The 17,297-nt window shown below is 50.8% G+C and carries 18 protein-coding genes; 15 read left to right on the top strand and 3 right to left on the bottom strand.

Annotated elements, in window-relative coordinates:
• Positions 1 to 103 precede the first annotated feature (103 nt).
• The 6 genes from pabC to ptsG all read left to right on the top strand — a co-directional run bounded on the left by pabC (position 104) and on the right by ptsG (position 6,106).
• On the top strand, positions 104 to 913 hold the full coding sequence (gene pabC / locus FTE26_RS18885; protein ID WP_000478706.1) for an aminodeoxychorismate lyase: 810 nt from the start codon (positions 104 to 106) through the stop codon (positions 911 to 913).
• A 2-nt stretch (positions 914 to 915) separates the two neighbouring features.
• The gene (gene yceG / locus FTE26_RS18880; protein WP_000756838.1) at positions 916 to 1,938 is read left to right on the top strand and encodes a cell division protein YceG; all 1,023 of its coding nucleotides are present in this window, start codon (positions 916 to 918) and stop codon (positions 1,936 to 1,938) included.
• Positions 1,928 to 2,569, top strand: a complete 642-nt coding sequence (tmk, locus tag FTE26_RS18875; protein WP_001257000.1) for a dTMP kinase — start codon at positions 1,928 to 1,930, stop codon at positions 2,567 to 2,569. The genes yceG and tmk overlap by 11 nt, the downstream gene beginning before the upstream one ends.
• Entirely contained in the window at positions 2,566 to 3,570 is a 1,005-nt protein-coding gene (gene holB / locus FTE26_RS18870; protein ID WP_001267931.1) for a DNA polymerase III subunit delta', read from the top strand. Before tmk ends, holB begins: the two co-directional genes overlap by 4 nt.
• A 10-nt stretch (positions 3,571 to 3,580) precedes the next feature.
• A complete protein-coding gene (locus FTE26_RS18865; RefSeq protein WP_000480245.1) occupies positions 3,581 to 4,378 on the top strand; it encodes a metal-dependent hydrolase in 798 nt (265 codons plus the stop codon).
• A 294-nt stretch (positions 4,379 to 4,672) separates the two neighbouring features.
• On the top strand, positions 4,673 to 6,106 hold the full coding sequence (gene ptsG / locus FTE26_RS18860) for a PTS glucose transporter subunit IIBC (protein WP_000475719.1): 1,434 nt from the start codon (positions 4,673 to 4,675) through the stop codon (positions 6,104 to 6,106).
• 59 nt (positions 6,107 to 6,165) lie between these two features.
• Here ptsG and fhuE read toward each other — a convergent pair whose 3' ends face one another.
• Positions 6,166 to 8,355 (bottom strand): ferric-rhodotorulic acid/ferric-coprogen receptor FhuE, encoded by a 2,190-nt coding sequence (gene fhuE, locus FTE26_RS18855; protein WP_000953465.1) that lies wholly within the window; start codon positions 8,353 to 8,355, stop codon positions 6,166 to 6,168.
• A gap of 333 nt (positions 8,356 to 8,688) precedes the next feature.
• Here fhuE and hinT point away from each other — a divergent pair, with 333 nt between their 5' ends.
• From hinT to FTE26_RS18815, 8 genes are all read left to right on the top strand, one after another.
• Positions 8,689 to 9,048 carry a purine nucleoside phosphoramidase gene (gene hinT / locus FTE26_RS18850; protein ID WP_000807125.1) on the top strand — a complete coding sequence of 120 codons (360 nt, stop codon included), beginning with the start codon at positions 8,689 to 8,691 and terminating at the stop codon, positions 9,046 to 9,048.
• A gap of 2 nt (positions 9,049 to 9,050) precedes the next feature.
• Positions 9,051 to 9,428, top strand: coding sequence for a YcfL family protein (locus tag FTE26_RS18845; protein ID WP_001225281.1), 378 nt, complete (start codon positions 9,051 to 9,053; stop codon positions 9,426 to 9,428).
• Positions 9,429 to 9,441: 13 nt separating this feature from the next.
• The gene (lpoB, locus tag FTE26_RS18840) at positions 9,442 to 10,083 is read left to right on the top strand and encodes a penicillin-binding protein activator LpoB (protein ID WP_000164439.1); all 642 of its coding nucleotides are present in this window, start codon (positions 9,442 to 9,444) and stop codon (positions 10,081 to 10,083) included.
• Complete coding sequence (gene thiK / locus FTE26_RS18835; RefSeq protein ID WP_001116548.1) at positions 10,064 to 10,888, top strand: thiamine kinase; 825 nt, start codon at positions 10,064 to 10,066, stop codon at positions 10,886 to 10,888. Before lpoB ends, thiK begins: the two co-directional genes overlap by 20 nt.
• 10 nt (positions 10,889 to 10,898) lie before the next feature.
• Entirely contained in the window at positions 10,899 to 11,924 is a 1,026-nt protein-coding gene (nagZ, locus tag FTE26_RS18830; RefSeq protein WP_000529297.1) for a beta-N-acetylhexosaminidase, read from the top strand.
• 22 nt (positions 11,925 to 11,946) lie between these two features.
• Positions 11,947 to 12,489 carry an alpha/beta hydrolase YcfP gene (gene ycfP, locus FTE26_RS18825; RefSeq protein ID WP_000587933.1) on the top strand — a complete coding sequence of 181 codons (543 nt, stop codon included), beginning with the start codon at positions 11,947 to 11,949 and terminating at the stop codon, positions 12,487 to 12,489.
• Between the two features lie 399 nt (positions 12,490 to 12,888).
• A complete protein-coding gene (gene ndh / locus FTE26_RS18820; protein ID WP_000211045.1) occupies positions 12,889 to 14,193 on the top strand; it encodes an NADH-quinone dehydrogenase in 1,305 nt (434 codons plus the stop codon).
• 226 nt (positions 14,194 to 14,419) lie between these two features.
• Positions 14,420 to 14,959 (top strand): glycine zipper 2TM domain-containing protein, encoded by a 540-nt coding sequence (locus FTE26_RS18815; RefSeq protein WP_001043459.1) that lies wholly within the window; start codon positions 14,420 to 14,422, stop codon positions 14,957 to 14,959.
• A 61-nt stretch (positions 14,960 to 15,020) separates the two neighbouring features.
• On the opposite strand, the gene comR is transcribed toward FTE26_RS18815, so the two are convergent.
• A complete protein-coding gene (gene comR / locus FTE26_RS18810; RefSeq protein WP_000179805.1) occupies positions 15,021 to 15,653 on the bottom strand; it encodes a TetR family copper-responsive transcriptional repressor ComR in 633 nt (210 codons plus the stop codon).
• A 240-nt stretch (positions 15,654 to 15,893) separates the two neighbouring features.
• Between comR and bhsA the strand changes: the two genes are divergently transcribed.
• Positions 15,894 to 16,151 (top strand): multiple stress resistance protein BhsA, encoded by a 258-nt coding sequence (gene bhsA / locus FTE26_RS18805; protein WP_000800153.1) that lies wholly within the window; start codon positions 15,894 to 15,896, stop codon positions 16,149 to 16,151.
• Between the two features lie 82 nt (positions 16,152 to 16,233).
• Here bhsA and ldtC read toward each other — a convergent pair whose 3' ends face one another.
• Positions 16,234 to 17,196: a L,D-transpeptidase LdtC gene (gene ldtC / locus FTE26_RS18800; protein WP_001300895.1), complete on the bottom strand. Its 963-nt coding sequence runs from the start codon at positions 17,194 to 17,196 to the stop codon at positions 16,234 to 16,236.
• Positions 17,197 to 17,297 lie beyond the last annotated feature (101 nt).

The raw sequence follows: 17,297 nt of genomic DNA, 5'->3' as shown, positions 1-17,297 counted from the left end.
CTTATAAAAGGTCCGCTTGCGGGCCTTTTTTCTTAGCTTTTATTCCGACTTGTTCCGTAGTGAACATGCTGCCACACTAACAATTCTCTGATAAGGAGCCGGTATGTTCTTAATTAACGGTTATAAGCAGGAATCGCTGGCAGTAAGCGATCGGGCAACGCAGTTTGGTGATGGTTGTTTTACCACCGCCAGAGTTATCGACGGTAAAGTCAGTTTGTTATCGGCGCATATCCAGCGACTACAGGATGCTTGTCAGCGGTTGATGATTTCCTGTGACTTCTGGCCACAGCTTGAACAAGAGATGAAAACGCTGGCAGCAGAACAGCAAAATGGTGTACTGAAAGTCGTGATCAGTCGCGGTAGTGGCGGGCGAGGGTACAGCACATTGAACAGTGGACCGGCAACGCGGATTCTCTCCGTTACGGCTTATCCTGCACATTACGACCGTTTGCGTAACGAGGGGATGACGTTGGCGCTAAGCCCGGTGCGGCTGGGGCGCAATCCTCATCTTGCAGGTATTAAACATCTCAATCGTCTTGAGCAAGTATTGATTCGCTCTCATCTTGAGCAGACAAACGCTGATGAGGCGCTGGTCCTTGACAGCGAAGGGTGGGTTACGGAATGCTGTGCGGCTAATTTGTTCTGGCGGAAGGGCAACGTAGTTTATACGCCGCGACTGGATCAGGCAGGTGTTAACGGCATTATGCGACAATTCTGTATCCGTTTGCTGGCACAATCCTCTTATCAGCTTGTCGAAGTGCAAGCTTCTCTGGAAGAGGCGTTGCAGGCAGATGAGATGGTTATTTGTAATGCGTTAATGCCAGTGATGCCCGTACGTGCCTGTGGCGATGTCTCCTTTTCGTCAGCAACGTTATATGAATATTTAGCCCCACTTTGTGAGCGCCCGAATTAGTCATGAAAAAAGTGTTATTGATAATCTTGTTATTGCTGGTGGTACTGGGTATCGCCGCTGGTGTGGGCGTCTGGAAGGTTCGCCATCTTGCCGACAGCAAATTGCTTATCAAAGAAGAGACGATATTTACCCTGAAGCCAGGGACCGGACGTCTGGCGCTCGGTGAACAGCTTTATGCTGATAAGATCATCAATCGCCCACGGGTTTTTCAATGGCTGCTGCGTATCGAACCGGATCTTTCTCACTTTAAAGCCGGGACTTACCGCTTTACACCGCAGATGACCGTGCGCGAGATGCTGAAGTTGCTGGAAAGCGGTAAAGAAGCACAGTTCCCTCTGCGACTGGTAGAAGGGATGCGTCTGAGCGATTACCTCAAGCAATTGCGTGAGGCCCCGTATATCAAGCATACGCTGAGCGACGATAAGTACGCCACCGTAGCGCAGGCACTTGAACTGGAAAACCCGGAGTGGATTGAAGGTTGGTTCTGGCCAGACACCTGGATGTATACCGCCAATACCACCGATGTCGCGTTACTCAAGCGAGCGCACAAGAAAATGGTGAAAGCGGTCGATAGCGCCTGGGAAGGGCGTGCGGACGGTCTGCCTTATAAAGATAAAAATCAGCTGGTGACGATGGCATCAATTATCGAAAAAGAAACCGCCGTTGCCAGTGAACGCGATCAGGTTGCCTCGGTATTTATCAACCGTTTACGCATTGGTATGCGCCTGCAGACCGACCCAACCGTGATTTACGGGATGGGAGAGCGTTATAATGGCAAACTTTCTCGTGCAGACCTGGAAACGCCGACAGCGTATAACACCTATACCATTACCGGTTTGCCGCCGGGTGCGATAGCTACGCCGGGGGCGGATTCGCTGAAGGCTGCTGCGCATCCGGCAAAAACGCCGTATCTCTATTTTGTGGCCGATGGTAAAGGTGGTCACACGTTTAATACCAATCTTGCCAGCCATAACAAGTCTGTGCAGGATTATCTGAAAGTGCTTAAGGAAAAAAATGCGCAGTAAGTATATCGTCATTGAGGGGCTGGAAGGCGCAGGCAAAACTACCGCGCGTAATGTGGTGGTTGAGACGCTTGAGCAACTGGGTATCCGCGACATGGTTTTCACTCGGGAACCTGGCGGTACGCAACTTGCCGAAAAGTTAAGAAGCCTGGTGCTGGATATCAAATCGGTAGGCGATGAAGTCATTACCGATAAAGCCGAAGTTCTGATGTTTTATGCCGCGCGCGTTCAACTGGTAGAAACGGTCATCAAACCAGCTCTGGCTAACGGCACCTGGGTGATTGGCGATCGCCACGATCTCTCCACTCAGGCGTATCAGGGCGGAGGACGTGGTATTGACCAACATATGCTGGCAACACTGCGTGATGCTGTTCTCGGGGATTTTCGCCCCGACTTAACGCTCTATCTCGATGTTACCCCGGAAGTTGGCTTAAAACGCGCGCGTGCGCGCGGCGAGCTGGATCGTATTGAGCAAGAGTCTTTCGATTTCTTTAATCGCACCCGCGCCCGCTATCTGGAACTGGCTGCACAAGATAAAAGTATTCATACCATTGATGCCACCCAGCCGCTGGAGGCCGTGATGGATGCAATCCGCACTACCGTGACCCACTGGGTTAAGGAGTTGGACGCATGAGATGGTATCCATGGTTACGACCTGATTTCGAAAAACTGGTAGCCAGCTATCAGGCCGGAAGAGGTCACCATGCGCTACTCATTCAGGCGTTACCGGGCATGGGCGATGATGCTTTAATCTACGCCCTGAGCCGTTATTTACTCTGCCAACAACCGCAGGGCCACAAAAGTTGCGGTCACTGTCGTGGATGTCAGTTGATGCAGGCTGGCACGCATCCCGATTACTACACCCTGGCTCCCGAAAAAGGGAAAAATATGCTGGGCATTGATGCGGTACGTGAGGTCACCGAAAAGCTGAATGAGCACGCACGCCTAGGTGGTGCGAAAGTTGTCTGGGTAACCGATGCTGCCTTACTGACCGACGCCGCGGCTAACGCATTGCTGAAAACGCTTGAAGAGCCACCAGCAGAAACCTGGTTTTTCCTGGCTACCCGCGAGCCTGAACGTTTACTGGCAACATTACGTAGTCGTTGTCGGTTACATTACCTTGCGCCGCCGCCGGAACAGTACGCCGTGACCTGGCTTTCACGCGAAGTGACAATGTCACAGGATGCATTACTTGCCGCATTGCGCTTAAGCGCCGGTTCGCCTGGCGCGGCACTGGCGTTGTTTCAGGGAGATAACTGGCAGGCTCGTGAAACATTGTGTCAGGCGTTGGCATATAGCGTGCCATCGGGCGACTGGTATTCGCTGCTAGCGGCCCTTAATCATGAACAAGCTCCGGCGCGTTTACACTGGCTGGCAACGTTGCTGATGGATGCGCTAAAACGCCATCATGGTGCTGCGCAGGTGACCAATGTTGATGTGCCGGGCCTGGTCGCCGAACTGGCAAACCATCTTTCTCCCTCGCGCCTGCAGGCTATACTGGGGGATGTTTGCCACATTCGTGAACAGTTAATGTCTGTTACAGGCATCAACCGCGAGCTTCTCATCACCGATCTTTTACTGCGTATTGAGCATTACCTGCAACCGGGCGTTGTGCTACCGGTTCCTCATCTTTAAGAGAGACATCATGTTTTTAGTCGACTCACACTGCCATCTCGATGGTCTGGATTATGAATCTTTGCATAAGGACGTGGATGACGTTCTGGCGAAAGCCGCCGCACGCGATGTGAAATTTTGTCTGGCAGTCGCCACAACATTACCGGGTTATTTACATATGCGAGATCTGGTAGGCGAACGTGACAACGTCGTATTTTCTTGTGGCGTGCATCCACTCAACCAGAATGATCCCTACGATGTAGAAGATTTACGCCGTCTGGCGGCAGAAGAGGGTGTTGTAGCGCTGGGTGAAACCGGGCTGGATTATTATTACACACCGGAAACTAAAGTACGTCAGCAAGAGTCCTTCATCCATCATATCCAGATTGGTCGTGAACTGAACAAGCCGGTTATCGTCCATACCCGTGACGCCCGTGCCGATACGCTGGCAATTCTGCGCGAAGAAAAAGTGACGGATTGCGGTGGCGTACTACACTGTTTTACAGAGGACAGAGAAACGGCGGGTAAATTACTGGATCTCGGATTTTACATCTCCTTTTCCGGCATTGTGACCTTCCGTAATGCGGAGCAACTGCGCGATGCTGCGCGTTATGTCCCCCTGGATCGATTACTGGTGGAAACTGACTCACCTTACCTTGCGCCGGTACCGCATCGAGGAAAAGAGAATCAACCTGCGATGGTTCGTGACGTTGCAGAATACATGGCTGTGTTGAAAGGTGTTGCCGTTGAAGAACTGGCGCAGGTAACCACCGATAACTTCGCCCGTCTGTTTCACATCGACGCTTCCCGCCTTCAATCCATCCGTTGAATGAGTTTTTTTAAAGCTCGTAATTAATGGCTAAAACGAGTAAAGTTCACCGCCGAAAATTGGGCGGTGAATAACCACGTTTGAAATATTGTGACATATGTTTTGTCAAAATGTGCAACTTCTCCAATGATCTGAAGTTGAAACGTGATAGCTGTCAAACAAATTGGCACTGAATTATTTTACTCTGTGTAATAAATAAAGGGCGCTTAGATGCCCTGTACACGGCGAGGCTCTCCCCCCTTGCCACGCGTGAGAACGTAAAAAAAGCACCCATACTCAGGAGCACTCTCAATTATGTTTAAGAATGCATTTGCTAACCTGCAAAAGGTCGGTAAATCGCTGATGCTGCCGGTATCCGTACTGCCTATCGCAGGTATTCTGCTGGGCGTCGGTTCCGCGAATTTCAGCTGGCTGCCCGCCGTTGTATCGCATGTTATGGCAGAAGCAGGCGGTTCCGTCTTTGCAAACATGCCACTGATTTTTGCGATCGGTGTCGCCCTCGGCTTTACCAATAACGATGGCGTATCCGCGCTGGCCGCAGTTGTTGCCTATGGCATCATGGTTAAAACCATGGCCGTGGTTGCGCCACTGGTACTGCATTTACCTGCTGAAGAAATCGCCTCTAAACACCTGGCGGATACTGGCGTACTCGGAGGGATTATCTCCGGTGCGATCGCAGCGTACATGTTTAACCGTTTCTACCGTATTAAGCTGCCTGAGTATCTTGGCTTCTTTGCCGGTAAACGCTTTGTGCCGATCATTTCTGGCCTGGCTGCCATCTTTACTGGCGTTGTGCTGTCCTTCATTTGGCCGCCGATTGGTTCTGCAATCCAGACCTTCTCTCAGTGGGCTGCTTACCAGAACCCGGTAGTTGCGTTTGGCATTTACGGTTTCATCGAACGTTGCCTGGTACCGTTTGGTCTGCACCACATCTGGAACGTACCTTTCCAGATGCAGATTGGTGAATACACCAACGCAGCAGGTCAGGTTTTCCACGGCGACATTCCGCGTTATATGGCGGGTGACCCGACTGCGGGTAAACTGTCTGGTGGCTTCCTGTTCAAAATGTACGGTCTGCCAGCTGCCGCAATTGCTATCTGGCACTCTGCTAAACCAGAAAACCGCGCGAAAGTGGGCGGTATTATGATTTCCGCGGCGCTGACCTCGTTCCTGACCGGTATCACCGAGCCGATCGAGTTCTCCTTCATGTTCGTTGCGCCGATCCTGTACATCATCCACGCGATTCTGGCAGGCCTGGCATTCCCAATCTGTATTCTTCTGGGGATGCGTGACGGTACGTCGTTCTCGCACGGTCTGATCGACTTCATCGTTCTGTCTGGTAACAGCAGCAAACTGTGGCTGTTCCCGATCGTCGGTATCGGTTATGCGATTGTTTACTACACCATCTTCCGCGTGCTGATTAAAGCACTGGATCTGAAAACGCCGGGTCGTGAAGACGCGACTGAAGATGCAAAAGCGACAGGTACCAGCGAAATGGCACCGGCTCTGGTTGCTGCATTTGGTGGTAAAGAAAACATTACTAACCTCGACGCATGTATTACCCGTCTGCGCGTCAGCGTTGCTGATGTGTCTAAAGTGGATCAGGCCGGCCTGAAGAAACTGGGCGCAGCGGGCGTAGTGGTTGCTGGTTCTGGTGTTCAGGCGATTTTCGGTACTAAATCCGATAACCTGAAAACCGAGATGGATGAGTACATCCGTAACCACTAATCCGTAAGACGTTGGGGAGACTAAGGCAGCCAGATGGCTGCCTTTTTTACAGGTGTTATTCAGAATTGATACGTGCCGGTAATGCTGAAATTACGCGGTGCGCCGTAGACGATAGAACCTTCCACGTTGGTATCGTAGGTTTTGTCGAACAGGTTATTGACGTTCCCCTGTAACGAGAAGTTTTTCGTCACCTGGTAGCGGGTGAAGAGATCCACCAGCGCGTAGCTACCTTGCTCGGCGCGGAAGGTGCCATACGGTGTCACGGTGTCGGTATACACGCGATTTTGCCAGTTAACACCACCGCCGACTGTCAACTCTGGCATGACAGGCAACCGATAGCTGGTGAACATTTTAACCGTGGTGCGTGGCAGATTAGGATTAACGGCGTTTCCTTCGTTATCCTCTGCAATATAGCGCGTTGCGCCAAATGTCAGCTGCCAGTTGTCGGTAATTGCGCCGTTGAGTTCAAATTCCACCCCTTTACTGACTGTCCCATCCACCGCTTTATAGGCGGTTTCGCCGTTGCTGCCGGGGATAGGTGTACCGGTGGACTGAGCGACATTATCCTGCTCAATACGGAAGATGGCTAATGTGGTGGTCAGACGGCTATTCATCCAGTCCGATTTCAGACCCAGCTCGTAGTTGTTACCGGTGATTGGAGCCAGATATTTGCCTGAACTGTCACGATCATTTTGCGGCTGGAAAATAGAGGTATAGCTGGCGTAGGTCGACCAGTTGTCATTGATGTCAAACACCAGACCAGCGTAAGGCGTGGTGTGGTTTTTCTCCATGCTGTAAGTCAGCGTATCAACCCGCCAGTTGGTATAACGTGCGCCGAGGATCAGATGCAGCGGATCGGCAAGGGTGACACGAGTGGCAGCATATAACGATTTCATATGTGTGGTATCGTCCTGCGCCAGGCTCTGTGGTGACCAGTCGGTTTGTGGGAAATTGCCATTAAAGTTGTAGAAACTGCCAATTTCATCCGGGAAGATGTTGGCCCATGAACTGAAGTAACGATTGTTTTGTTTGCTGTAACTGCCACCAAACATTAGATTGTGCTGACGACCAAACAATTCATAACTACCGTCAGCGAACAAATCCAGCGCATCAACTTTACGTTTGCCACTGTTCCAACCGGTGCCGCCGACATAATCAAAGCCAGGTCCATAATTACTGTATGGCCCAACCAGCATACCATCCGCTTTGTTTACATAGGCATCGACATACATCATTTTGCTGTCAAATTCGACTTCAGAGTGGGTGGCATTCAGCGTCGCTTGCCAGGTATCAGCAAACCGCTGCTTCAGGGTCATAAAGACCTTGTTGATCTCTTTATCGTTGTACGCCCAGTCAGGTGCGGTACTGCGTGCGCGATCGTAACTGTTGCTGCTGCCATCAGTATTCCAGCGCGGTAAACCGCCCCAGGTTGGGCTATTAACATCAATGCGCTGATATTCGTAACCGGCTGAAAGCATCGTAAGATCGCCTAAATCAGCATCGACAATGCCGGAGAAGAAGGTCTTTTCACTGTTGTAGCGGTCCAGCCATGAGTCGTTATTCTGGTAGCCGCCGACAATTCGCGCGCGGATTTTACCGTCTTCGGTGAGTGGGCTTTGTAAATCCGCCACATACCGTTCTTTGTTCCAGCTACCGTATTCCGCCGAGACATCGCCTTTAAATTCACGACTGGTCGCGTGTTTTCGAACCATATTAATTGCCGCAGATGGATTACCCGTCCCGGTCATGAGTCCTGTCGCGCCACGCACTACTTCTACGCGTTCAAAGAGTGCCATATCAGAAAGTGCGTCGCCCAGATTCCAGCGCGATTCAAAATAGGTGGGGATACCATCAACCATATAGTTATCGATCTGGAATCCGCGGGAATAATAAAGAGCACGATCGGAATCCGCCTGACTTTTGCTGATCCCCTGCGTGTTTTCCATCACTTCGCCCAGCGTTTGTAACTGCTGATCTTCCATCCGCTGCTGGCTAACAATAGTGACCGACTGAGGAATATCACGTTGAGTCATCTGCATTTTGGTACCCGCAGAGGTAGACGTTACGCTGTAATCATTTTCGCCATCATCTGGAGCTGTGGCTGAACCCTCAACAATCACCGTTTCTTCAGTGGCTGGTGCAGCAAAAGCGGCAGAAGGTAATAGTGCCAGTGCTATGCAACCGGCAAGTAGTGACGGTTTGGTGATGGCTTGATATTGATTATCCCTGTTAAATTGTGTTGAAAGCATTTGAAATCTCTTGGTTTATGTTGTCGTCAGGCTCATGCCGGAGGAGGGTGATGAGCGATTATATTTAGTGTGCGAATAATTTTGTTTGTAAATGCAAATGAGAAATATACGCATTCATATTTGTCGTGTAAACCAAACAGAGAATGTCTTTTCAGCGCATTCGCAGGCAGAAATGGGAATAATGGCGATATATACGGCAGCAAAACGATTTTTTGCTTAAGAAATCGTGAGTTAAGGTTGAAAGAGCAGGTTTAACTCGACCATACTCTATACTCGCAGTGTGGCGCGGCGTAGCATGGCGCAACGCATGGCTATTTGAAAAAGGAAAATATCGTGGCAGAAGAAACTATATTCAGCAAAATTATTCGTCGTGAGATCCCCTCCGATATCGTCTACCAGGATGATCTGGTAACGGCGTTTCGCGATATTTCGCCGCAAGCGCCAACGCATATTCTGATCATTCCGAATATCCTCATTCCGACTGTGAACGACGTCTCAGCTGAGCATGAGCAGGCGCTGGGACGCATGATCACCGTAGCGGCAAAAATTGCTGAGCAAGAAGGTATTGCCGAAGATGGCTATCGTCTGATCATGAATACCAACCGCCATGGCGGACAAGAGGTTTACCACATCCATATGCACTTGTTGGGTGGCCGTCCGCTGGGACCAATGCTGGCGCATAAAGGTCTGTAACGATGAGAAAAGGATGCTTTGGGCTGGTGTCTCTGGCGTTGTTACTGCTGGTGGGCTGTCGTTCACATCCGGAAATTCCGGTGAATGATGAGCAATCGCTGGTGATGGAGTCATCTTTATTGGCTGCGGGCATCAGTGCAGAAAAGCCCGTCCTTTCGACGTCTGATATTCAACCTTCAGCATCCTCAACGCTTTATAACGAAAGGCAAGAACCCGTTACCGTTCATTATCGTTTTTACTGGTATGACGCCAGAGGGCTGGAGATGCATCCTCTGGAAAGGCCACGCAGCGTTACCATTCCCGCACATTCGGCGGTAACGCTGTACGGCAGCGCCAATTTTCTGGGGGCGCACAAAGTCAGACTTTATCTATATTTGTAAGGGGTGAATCTTGATGACAAAAATGAGTCGCTACGCCTTGATTACCGCGCTGGCGATGTTTCTCGCCGGATGTGTGGGGCAACGTGAACCTGCACCGGTAGAAGAAGTGAAACCAGCGCCGGAACAACCAGCCGAGCCACAACAGCCTGTCCCCACAGTGCCCTCGGTGCCGACGATCCCGCAGCAGCCAGGCCCAATTGAGCACGAAGATCAAACGGCACCGCCTGCGCCGCATATTCGCCATTATGACTGGAATGGCGCAATGCAGCCGATGGTCAGTAAGATGCTTGGGGCTGACGGGGTGACTGCGGGTAGCGTCCTGCTGGTTGATAGCGTTAACAACCGTACTAACGGTTCGCTGAATGCCGCAGAAGCGACCGAAACGCTGCGAAATGCGCTGGCTAATAACGGGAAATTTACCCTGGTTTCCGCCCAGCAGCTGTCGATGGCTAAGCAACAGTTAGGTTTGTCGCCGCAGGACAGTTTAGGTACTCGTAGTAAAGCCATAGGCATTGCCCGCAATGTCGGCGCTCATTACGTGCTGTACTCCAGCGCCTCTGGCAACGTTAACGCTCCGACCCTACAAATGCAGCTGATGCTGGTGCAGACGGGCGAAATTATCTGGTCAGGTAAAGGTGCCGTTTCGCAGCAATAATCCCATCATGCGCGACGAATTGCTGTCGCGCTTTTTCCCGCAGTTTCATCCCGTCACGACGTTTCATAGTGGGCTTAGTGGCGGGAGTTTTCTCATTGAACACCAGGGCCAGCGTTTTGTTGTACGTCAGCCGCACGATCCTGATGCGCCGCGGTTCGCGTTCTTGCGCCAGTATCGGGCTTTATCACAATTACCCGCATGTATTGCACCGAAGCCGCATTTATATCTCCGTGACTGGATGGTGGTCGACTATCTGCCCGGCGAGGTAAAAACGTATTTGCCGGATACCAACGAACTGGCAGGCTTGCTGTATTATCTACATCAACAACCGCGTTTTGGCTGGCGAATAACGCTGTTGCCGTTACTGGAACTGTACTGGCAGCAAAGCGATCCGGCGCGGCGGACAGTGGGTTGGCTGCGAAGGTTAAAACGTCTGCGCAAAGCGCGGGAACCACGGCCTTTACGCTTAAGTCCATTGCATATGGATGTCCACGCCGGAAATTTAGTGCATAGCGCGTCAGGGTTAAAACTCATCGACTGGGAGTATGCCGGAGATGGTGATATCGCGCTGGAACTGGCGGCGGTGTGGGTGGAAAATACTGACCAGCACCGGCAATTGGTCAATGACTATGCCACTCGCGCGAAGATTTATCCGGCGCAATTATGGCGTCAGGTCAGGCGATGGTTTCCCTGGCTGCTGATGCTCAAAGCAGGGTGGTTTGAGTACCGCTGGCGACAAACCGGCGATCAACAATTTATCAGGCTGGCCGATGACACCTGGCGGCAGCTATTAATAAAACAATAAGGAGAGCAGTGTGGGTCCAGTAATGTTGGATGTCGAAGGTTACGAACTGGACGCGGAAGAGCGTGAAATACTTGCGCATCCGCTGGTGGGAGGGCTGATTCTCTTTACGCGTAACTATCATGATCCTGCCCAGTTGCGTGAACTGGTGCGCCAGATCCGCGCAGCTTCGCGCAATCATCTGGTGGTGGCGGTAGATCAGGAAGGTGGACGCGTGCAGCGTTTTCGCGAAGGTTTTACCCGCTTACCGGCAGCACAATCCTTTGCTGCGCTGTTGGGAATGGAAGAGGGCGGCAAACTGGCGCAAGAGGCGGGTTGGCTGATGGCCAGCGAAATGATCGCTATGGATATTGATATCAGCTTTGCGCCTGTGCTGGATGTCGGGCATATCAGCGCGGCGATTGGCGAGCGTTCTTATCATGCCGATCCACAAAAAGCCCTGGCAATTGCCAGCCGGTTTATTGATGGTATGCATGAAGCCGGAATGAAAACGACCGGGAAACACTTCCCAGGACACGGTGCAGTAACGGCAGACTCACACAAAGAAACACCGTGCGATCCACGTCCACAAGCGGAGATTCGCGCTAAAGATATGTCGGTCTTCAGTTCCTTAATCCGCGAAAATAAACTCGACGCCATTATGCCTGCGCATGTGATCTACAGTGATGTTGATCCGCGTCCGGCGAGCGGTTCTCCCTACTGGCTGAAAACCGTTTTGCGTCAGGAACTGGGTTTTGACGGCGTGATTTTCTCTGACGATTTATCGATGGAAGGTGCCGCGATTATGGGCAGTTATGCCGAACGCGGGCAGGCATCACTGGATGCGGGTTGCGATATGATCCTGGTCTGCAATAATCGTAAAGGGGCCGTAAGCGTGTTAGATAATCTGTCACCGATCAAGGCAGAAGGTGTTACACGTTTGTATCATAAAGGTTCATTTTCGCGACAGGAACTGATGGACTCGGCTCGCTGGAAAGCGATCAGCACCCGTCTGAATCAGTTACATGAACGCTGGCAGGAAGAGAAAGCAGGTCACTAACCCTGGCTTATGTGAGGAAGCGATGATTATCTATTTACACGGTTTTGACTCTAACAGTCCGGGTAACCACGAGAAAGTCTTACAATTGCAGTTTATTGACCCGGATGTACGCTTGATAAGCTACAGTACGCGGCATCCGAAACATGATATGCAGCATCTGCTCAAAGAAGTGGACAAAATGTTGCAACTGAACGTCGACGAGCGTCCGCTGATTTGCGGCGTTGGTCTGGGCGGATACTGGGCGGAACGGATTGGTTTTCTTTGCGATATCCGCCAGGTGATCTTCAACCCTAATTTGTTCCCTTATGAGAACATGGAAGGCAAGATTGATCGCCCGGAAGAGTATGCCGATATTGCCACTAAGTGTGTGACCAACTTCCGTGAGAAGAATCGCGATCGTTGCCTGGTGATTTTGTCGCGTAATGATGAAGCGCTTAACAGCCAGCGGACATCTGAAGAGCTGCATCATTATTACGAGATTGTCTGGGACGAAGAGCAGACGCACAAATTCAAGAATATCTCCCCGCATTTACAGCGCATTAAAGCGTTCAAAACCCTCGGGTAAATGCCCTCGTCGCATCAGGTAACCTTGCCGGTACCTGATGCGCTCCGGATTCTGTGGGTCGGATAAGGCGTTCACGCCGCATCCGACATTCGAGCATCAATGCCTGATGCGCCTCTTATCAGGACGACCAAACGCCCTCGATATACGCTTCACCCTATATCGCCCTTCCGGACTTGCTCAAATAATAAACAATAAACTCTGTTTTTTGATCTCACCCGGTAAAGTCGCCTATCTTTTCAGCAACAAAACTTGATTAACATCAATTTTGGTATGACCAATGCACCATTCATGTTATTCTCAATAGCGAAGAACATTTTCATTGCTGTAACCTGTTGTTAATTAAGAGCTATGTTAATAACCATTAATTAACAATTGGTTAATAAATTTAAGGGGGTCACGTTGACTACGCCATTGAAAAAGATTGTGATTGTCGGCGGCGGTGCTGGTGGGCTGGAAATGGCAACACAGCTGGGGCATAAGCTGGGACGCAAGAAAAAAGCCAAAATTACGCTGGTCGATCGTAACCACAGCCATCTGTGGAAACCGCTGCTGCACGAAGTGGCGACTGGCTCGCTTGATGAAGGCGTCGATGCGTTGAGCTATCTGGCCCATGCGCGCAATCATGGTTTCCAGTTCCAGCTGGGTTCCGTCATTGATATTGATCGTGAAGCGAAAACAATCACTATTGCAGAACTGCGCGATGAGAAAGGTGAACTGCTGGTTCCGGAACGTAAAATCGCCTATGACACCCTGGTAATGGCGCTGGGTAGCACCTCTAACGATTTCAATACGCCAGGTGTCAAAGAGAACTGCATTTTCCTCGATAACCCGCACCAGGCGCGTCGCTTTCACCAGGAGATGCTGAATCTCTTCCTGAAATACTCCGCCAACCTGGGCGCAAATGGCAAAGTGAACATTGCGATTGTCGGCGGCGGCGCGACGGGTGTAGAACTCTCCGCTGAATTGCACAACGCGGTCAAGCAACTGCACAGCTACGGTTACAAAGGCCTGACCAACGAAGCCCTGAACGTAACGCTGGTAGAAGCGGGAGAACGTATTTTGCCTGCATTACCGCCACGTATCTCTGCTGCGGCCCACAACGAGCTAACGAAACTTGGCGTTCGCGTGCTGACGCAAACCATGGTCACCAGTGCTGATGAAGGCGGCCTGCACACTAAAGATGGCGAATATATTGAGGCTGATCTGATGGTGTGGGCAGCCGGGATCAAAGCGCCAGACTTCCTGAAAGATATCGGTGGTCTTGAAACTAACCGTATCAACCAGCTGGTGGTGGAACCGACGCTGCAAACCACCCGCGATCCAGACATTTACGCTATTGGCGACTGCGCGTCATGCCCGCGTCCGGAAGGGGGCTTTGTTCCGCCGCGTGCTCAGGCTGCACACCAGATGGCGACTTGCGCAATGAACAACATACTGGCGCAGATGAACGGTAAGCCGCTGAAAAATTATCAGTATAAAGATCATGGTTCGCTGGTATCGCTGTCGAACTTCTCCACCGTCGGTAGCCTGATGGGTAACCTGACGCGCGGCTCAATGATGATTGAAGGACGAATTGCGCGCTTTGTATATATCTCGCTATACCGAATGCATCAGATTGCGCTGCATGGTTACTTTAAAACCGGATTAATGATGCTGGTGGGGAGTATTAACCGCGTTATCCGTCCGCGTTTGAAGTTGCATTAATCGACGTACACTGGCGGATGTGGCATAAACGCCTCATCCGCCCTGGACAAATGGTACGAGCGGTAGGCCTGATAAGACGCGTTAAGCGTCGCATCAGGCATTCCTTCAGACTCCTCCGAATCATTAAGTATTTCCAGCCATTCCCGCGCTTTTCATCTTCTGTCTGATAGCTGCTTTTCTCCTTCGCTTGCATGATTGGCATAACTGCAAAGAAGGAGGTGTTCCCGTGAATAAATCAATGTTGGCGGGTATCGGGATTGGTGTCGCAGCTGCGCTGGGCGTAGCGGCAGTGGCCAGTCTGAACGTGTTTGAACGTGGCCCGCAATACGCTCAGGTTGTTTCTGCAACCCCAATCAAGGAAACGGTTAAAACACCGCGTCAGGAGTGTCGCAACGTCACAGTGACCCATCGTCGACCGGTGCAGGATGAAAATCGCATTACCGGGTCGGTGCTCGGCGCTGTTGCTGGCGGCGTGATAGGGCATCAGTTTGGCGGTGGTCGCGGTAAAGATGTCGCCACTGTTGTGGGGGCGCTGGGTGGTGGATATGCCGGTAACCAGATCCAGGGCTCTCTCCAGGAAAGCGATACTTACACGACTACGCAACAGCGTTGTAAAACGGTGTATGACAAGTCAGAAAAAATGCTCGGTTATGATGTGACCTATAAGATTGGCGATCAGCAGGGCAAAATCCGCATGGACCGCGATCCGGGTACGCAGATCCCGCTAGATAGTAATGGGCAACTGATTTTGAATAACAAAGTATAACAAGGCTGTACTCTGCAATTTGGCCCCTCATTCGCTCAGGCTGAGGGGCTTTTTTTGCGACTTATTTCACCAGTTCGGGCCATAAACGCAAAGTCGTTCCGGCAATCTGCATTAGTTTTTCCAGCGATGCACCTTCGCGTGCGCTGATCGACATCCCCTGAATAATACAATTAAGGAATTCTGCCAGATGTGTCACGTCACAGTGGGTCGGGATTTCCCCGCGCGCTTGTCGTTGACATAAAAACTGCTGCAAAGTGCGCTCTTGCATCGCATGGCGTGATTTCAACGTATTGGCGATATCTCCTGAATCTGGGGAGAGGGTGGTGCAGTTGTTGATCATGAAGCAGCCTGCCGGGGTGTCTTTGCTGGTAAAGCAGTTGGCGATGGCAGCAAAATAGTCAGCCAGCGCAGACTCCACGCTTTTCTCTTCACAAAACAGCTGTGCTTCATGCTTAGCGGCAAAACGATCGATATAGCGGTCGAGAACGGCACGAAATAACCCCTCTTTGTTGGTAAATTCCGCGTATAGCGTGGGCGCTTTGGCTCCGGTCGCTTCGACGAGGTCCGCAAGAGAAGTCGCTTCATAACCGTGTTGCCAGAACAATTTCATGGCCTTATCAAGCGCGGCATCCCTGTCGAACACTTTTGGGCGGCCACGGCTTTTTTTTACACATTGTGTTGAGTCAGTTGCCATGATGCCGTTGTACCTGGTGACTGTGAATGAAAGGTTATTATAAAAATAATCACCTCCGTTCACCAGTCCAGATCCCATAAAAATAATTGCTTTCTATTTAACTGAAATTTAAAGATTTTTAAATTAATTAATGATTGTTATAAAAAATATCTTGTATGTGATCCAGATCACATCTATCATTTAGTTATCGATCGTTAAGTAATTGCTTGCGACGTCATTCATCTGCATAAGGCCACTATTATGAAAAACGTAAAAACCCTCATCGCTGCGGCGATTTTAAGCTCCATGTCATTTGCCAGCTTTGCGGCTGTCGAAGTTCAGTCAACGCCAGAAGGCCAACAAAAAGTCGGTACAATCAGTGCTAACGCGGGGACAAATCTGGGATCGCTGGAAGAGCAGCTGGCGCAAAAAGCGGATGAGATGGGCGCAAAATCTTTCCGTATTACTTCTGTAACCGGTCCGAATACCCTCCATGGAACAGCAGTAATTTATAAATAAGCATTAACCCTCATTAATGCCTGCTACTGCTGATTTTTTCCCCGCGACATGCCGTGTCGCGGGGATTTTTTTTATCCAGGATTTACAGAGTTTGTGGGCTCACTTGATGACGGCGGACATCCACCGGCATCCCGGAACGGACATCCATCACATGTTGCATCACTTCAGCGTCAGTTTGTGCTGCATCTTTAAATGATTGCATTGCGCTATTCAGCGTAATTGGCAGCAGCTGCGGATCGTCATCAATCTTCTCTGACAGCGGCTGATGTACTTCAACCAGACGCGCACCGTTTGGTTCGGCAGAGACTTTTATCGGAGTGTTGATGATATTCACTTTGGTGCCTGGGGTGACCTGGCTAAAGAGTGTTTTGATATCGTCATCCCGCAGACGAATACAGCCAGAACTTACCCGCATGCCAATGCCGAAATCGGCGTTCGTACCGTGAAGCAAATAAACGCCGCCATAGGCCGCCAGACGAATCGCATGATGGCCCATTGGGTTATCCGGTCCAGCCGGCACTACCGCAGGCAACTCAATTCCCTGTGCTTTATAACGGGCGCGGATGTTTGCCGTTGGCGTCCAGGTTGGGTTTGCACGTTTGTCTGAAACGGTGGTCACCATTGTCGGTGTCAGCGTGTCACCACCTAACTGACCAATACCTATTGGATACACGGTTACCGAATTTTTACCCGGCGGGTAGTAATAGAGACGCAGCTCCGCAATGTTGATCACAATGCCTTCGCGCGGCGCGTCTGGAAGTAGGGTTTGCAACGGGATCGTTAACACGCTGCCCGCGCGCGGTACGTAAGGATCAACGCCGGGGTTAGCCTGTAACAGAGCGAGAAAGCCGACGTTATATTTTTTGGCGATGGCTTCCAGAGAACCACCGTCATTTTCCACCACATGAAATTTGTTTTCGCCAACCAGACGACTGCCCGCTGGCGGCAGCGGCCAGGTGTTGGCTTTTGCCGGTAGCGCCAGCGCCACGGCAGCGGCGAACGTAAAAAACGTTAGCCAGCGAGAAAAACGCGTTTTGATCATCACCAAAAATCCATAATAAATATAAGGTTATTGTAATAAACAGATAAGCCTGAATTATGGATGGTGACAGTGTCGGATAGTGCAGGGAAGTGCAAAGAATTTGT

The sequence above is a fragment of the Escherichia sp. S10b genome (genome assembly GCF_028421345.1).
Taxonomy (GTDB): domain Bacteria; phylum Pseudomonadota; class Gammaproteobacteria; order Enterobacterales; family Enterobacteriaceae; genus ECMA0423.
This window is presented reverse-complemented; position numbering and strand designations above follow the sequence as displayed.

Excerpts from the sequence above, each read along its gene's own strand:
- pabC (WP_000478706.1), top strand. The coding sequence starts at position 104 with ATGTTCTTAATTAACGGTTATAAGCAGGAATCGCTGGCAGTAAGCGAT.
- yceG (WP_000756838.1), top strand. The coding sequence starts at position 916 with ATGAAAAAAGTGTTATTGATAATCTTGTTATTGCTGGTGGTACTGGGT.
- tmk (WP_001257000.1), top strand. The coding sequence starts at position 1,928 with ATGCGCAGTAAGTATATCGTCATTGAGGGGCTGGAAGGCGCAGGCAAA.
- holB (WP_001267931.1), top strand. The coding sequence starts at position 2,566 with ATGAGATGGTATCCATGGTTACGACCTGATTTCGAAAAACTGGTAGCC.
- FTE26_RS18865 (WP_000480245.1), top strand. The coding sequence starts at position 3,581 with ATGTTTTTAGTCGACTCACACTGCCATCTCGATGGTCTGGATTATGAA.
- ptsG (WP_000475719.1), top strand. The coding sequence starts at position 4,673 with ATGTTTAAGAATGCATTTGCTAACCTGCAAAAGGTCGGTAAATCGCTG.
- fhuE (WP_000953465.1), bottom strand. The coding sequence starts at position 8,355 with ATGCTTTCAACACAATTTAACAGGGATAATCAATATCAAGCCATCACC.
- FTE26_RS18845 (WP_001225281.1), top strand. The coding sequence starts at position 9,051 with ATGAGAAAAGGATGCTTTGGGCTGGTGTCTCTGGCGTTGTTACTGCTG.
- lpoB (WP_000164439.1), top strand. The coding sequence starts at position 9,442 with ATGACAAAAATGAGTCGCTACGCCTTGATTACCGCGCTGGCGATGTTT.
- ycfP (WP_000587933.1), top strand. The coding sequence starts at position 11,947 with ATGATTATCTATTTACACGGTTTTGACTCTAACAGTCCGGGTAACCAC.
- comR (WP_000179805.1), bottom strand. The coding sequence starts at position 15,653 with ATGGCAACTGACTCAACACAATGTGTAAAAAAAAGCCGTGGCCGCCCA.
- bhsA (WP_000800153.1), top strand. The coding sequence starts at position 15,894 with ATGAAAAACGTAAAAACCCTCATCGCTGCGGCGATTTTAAGCTCCATG.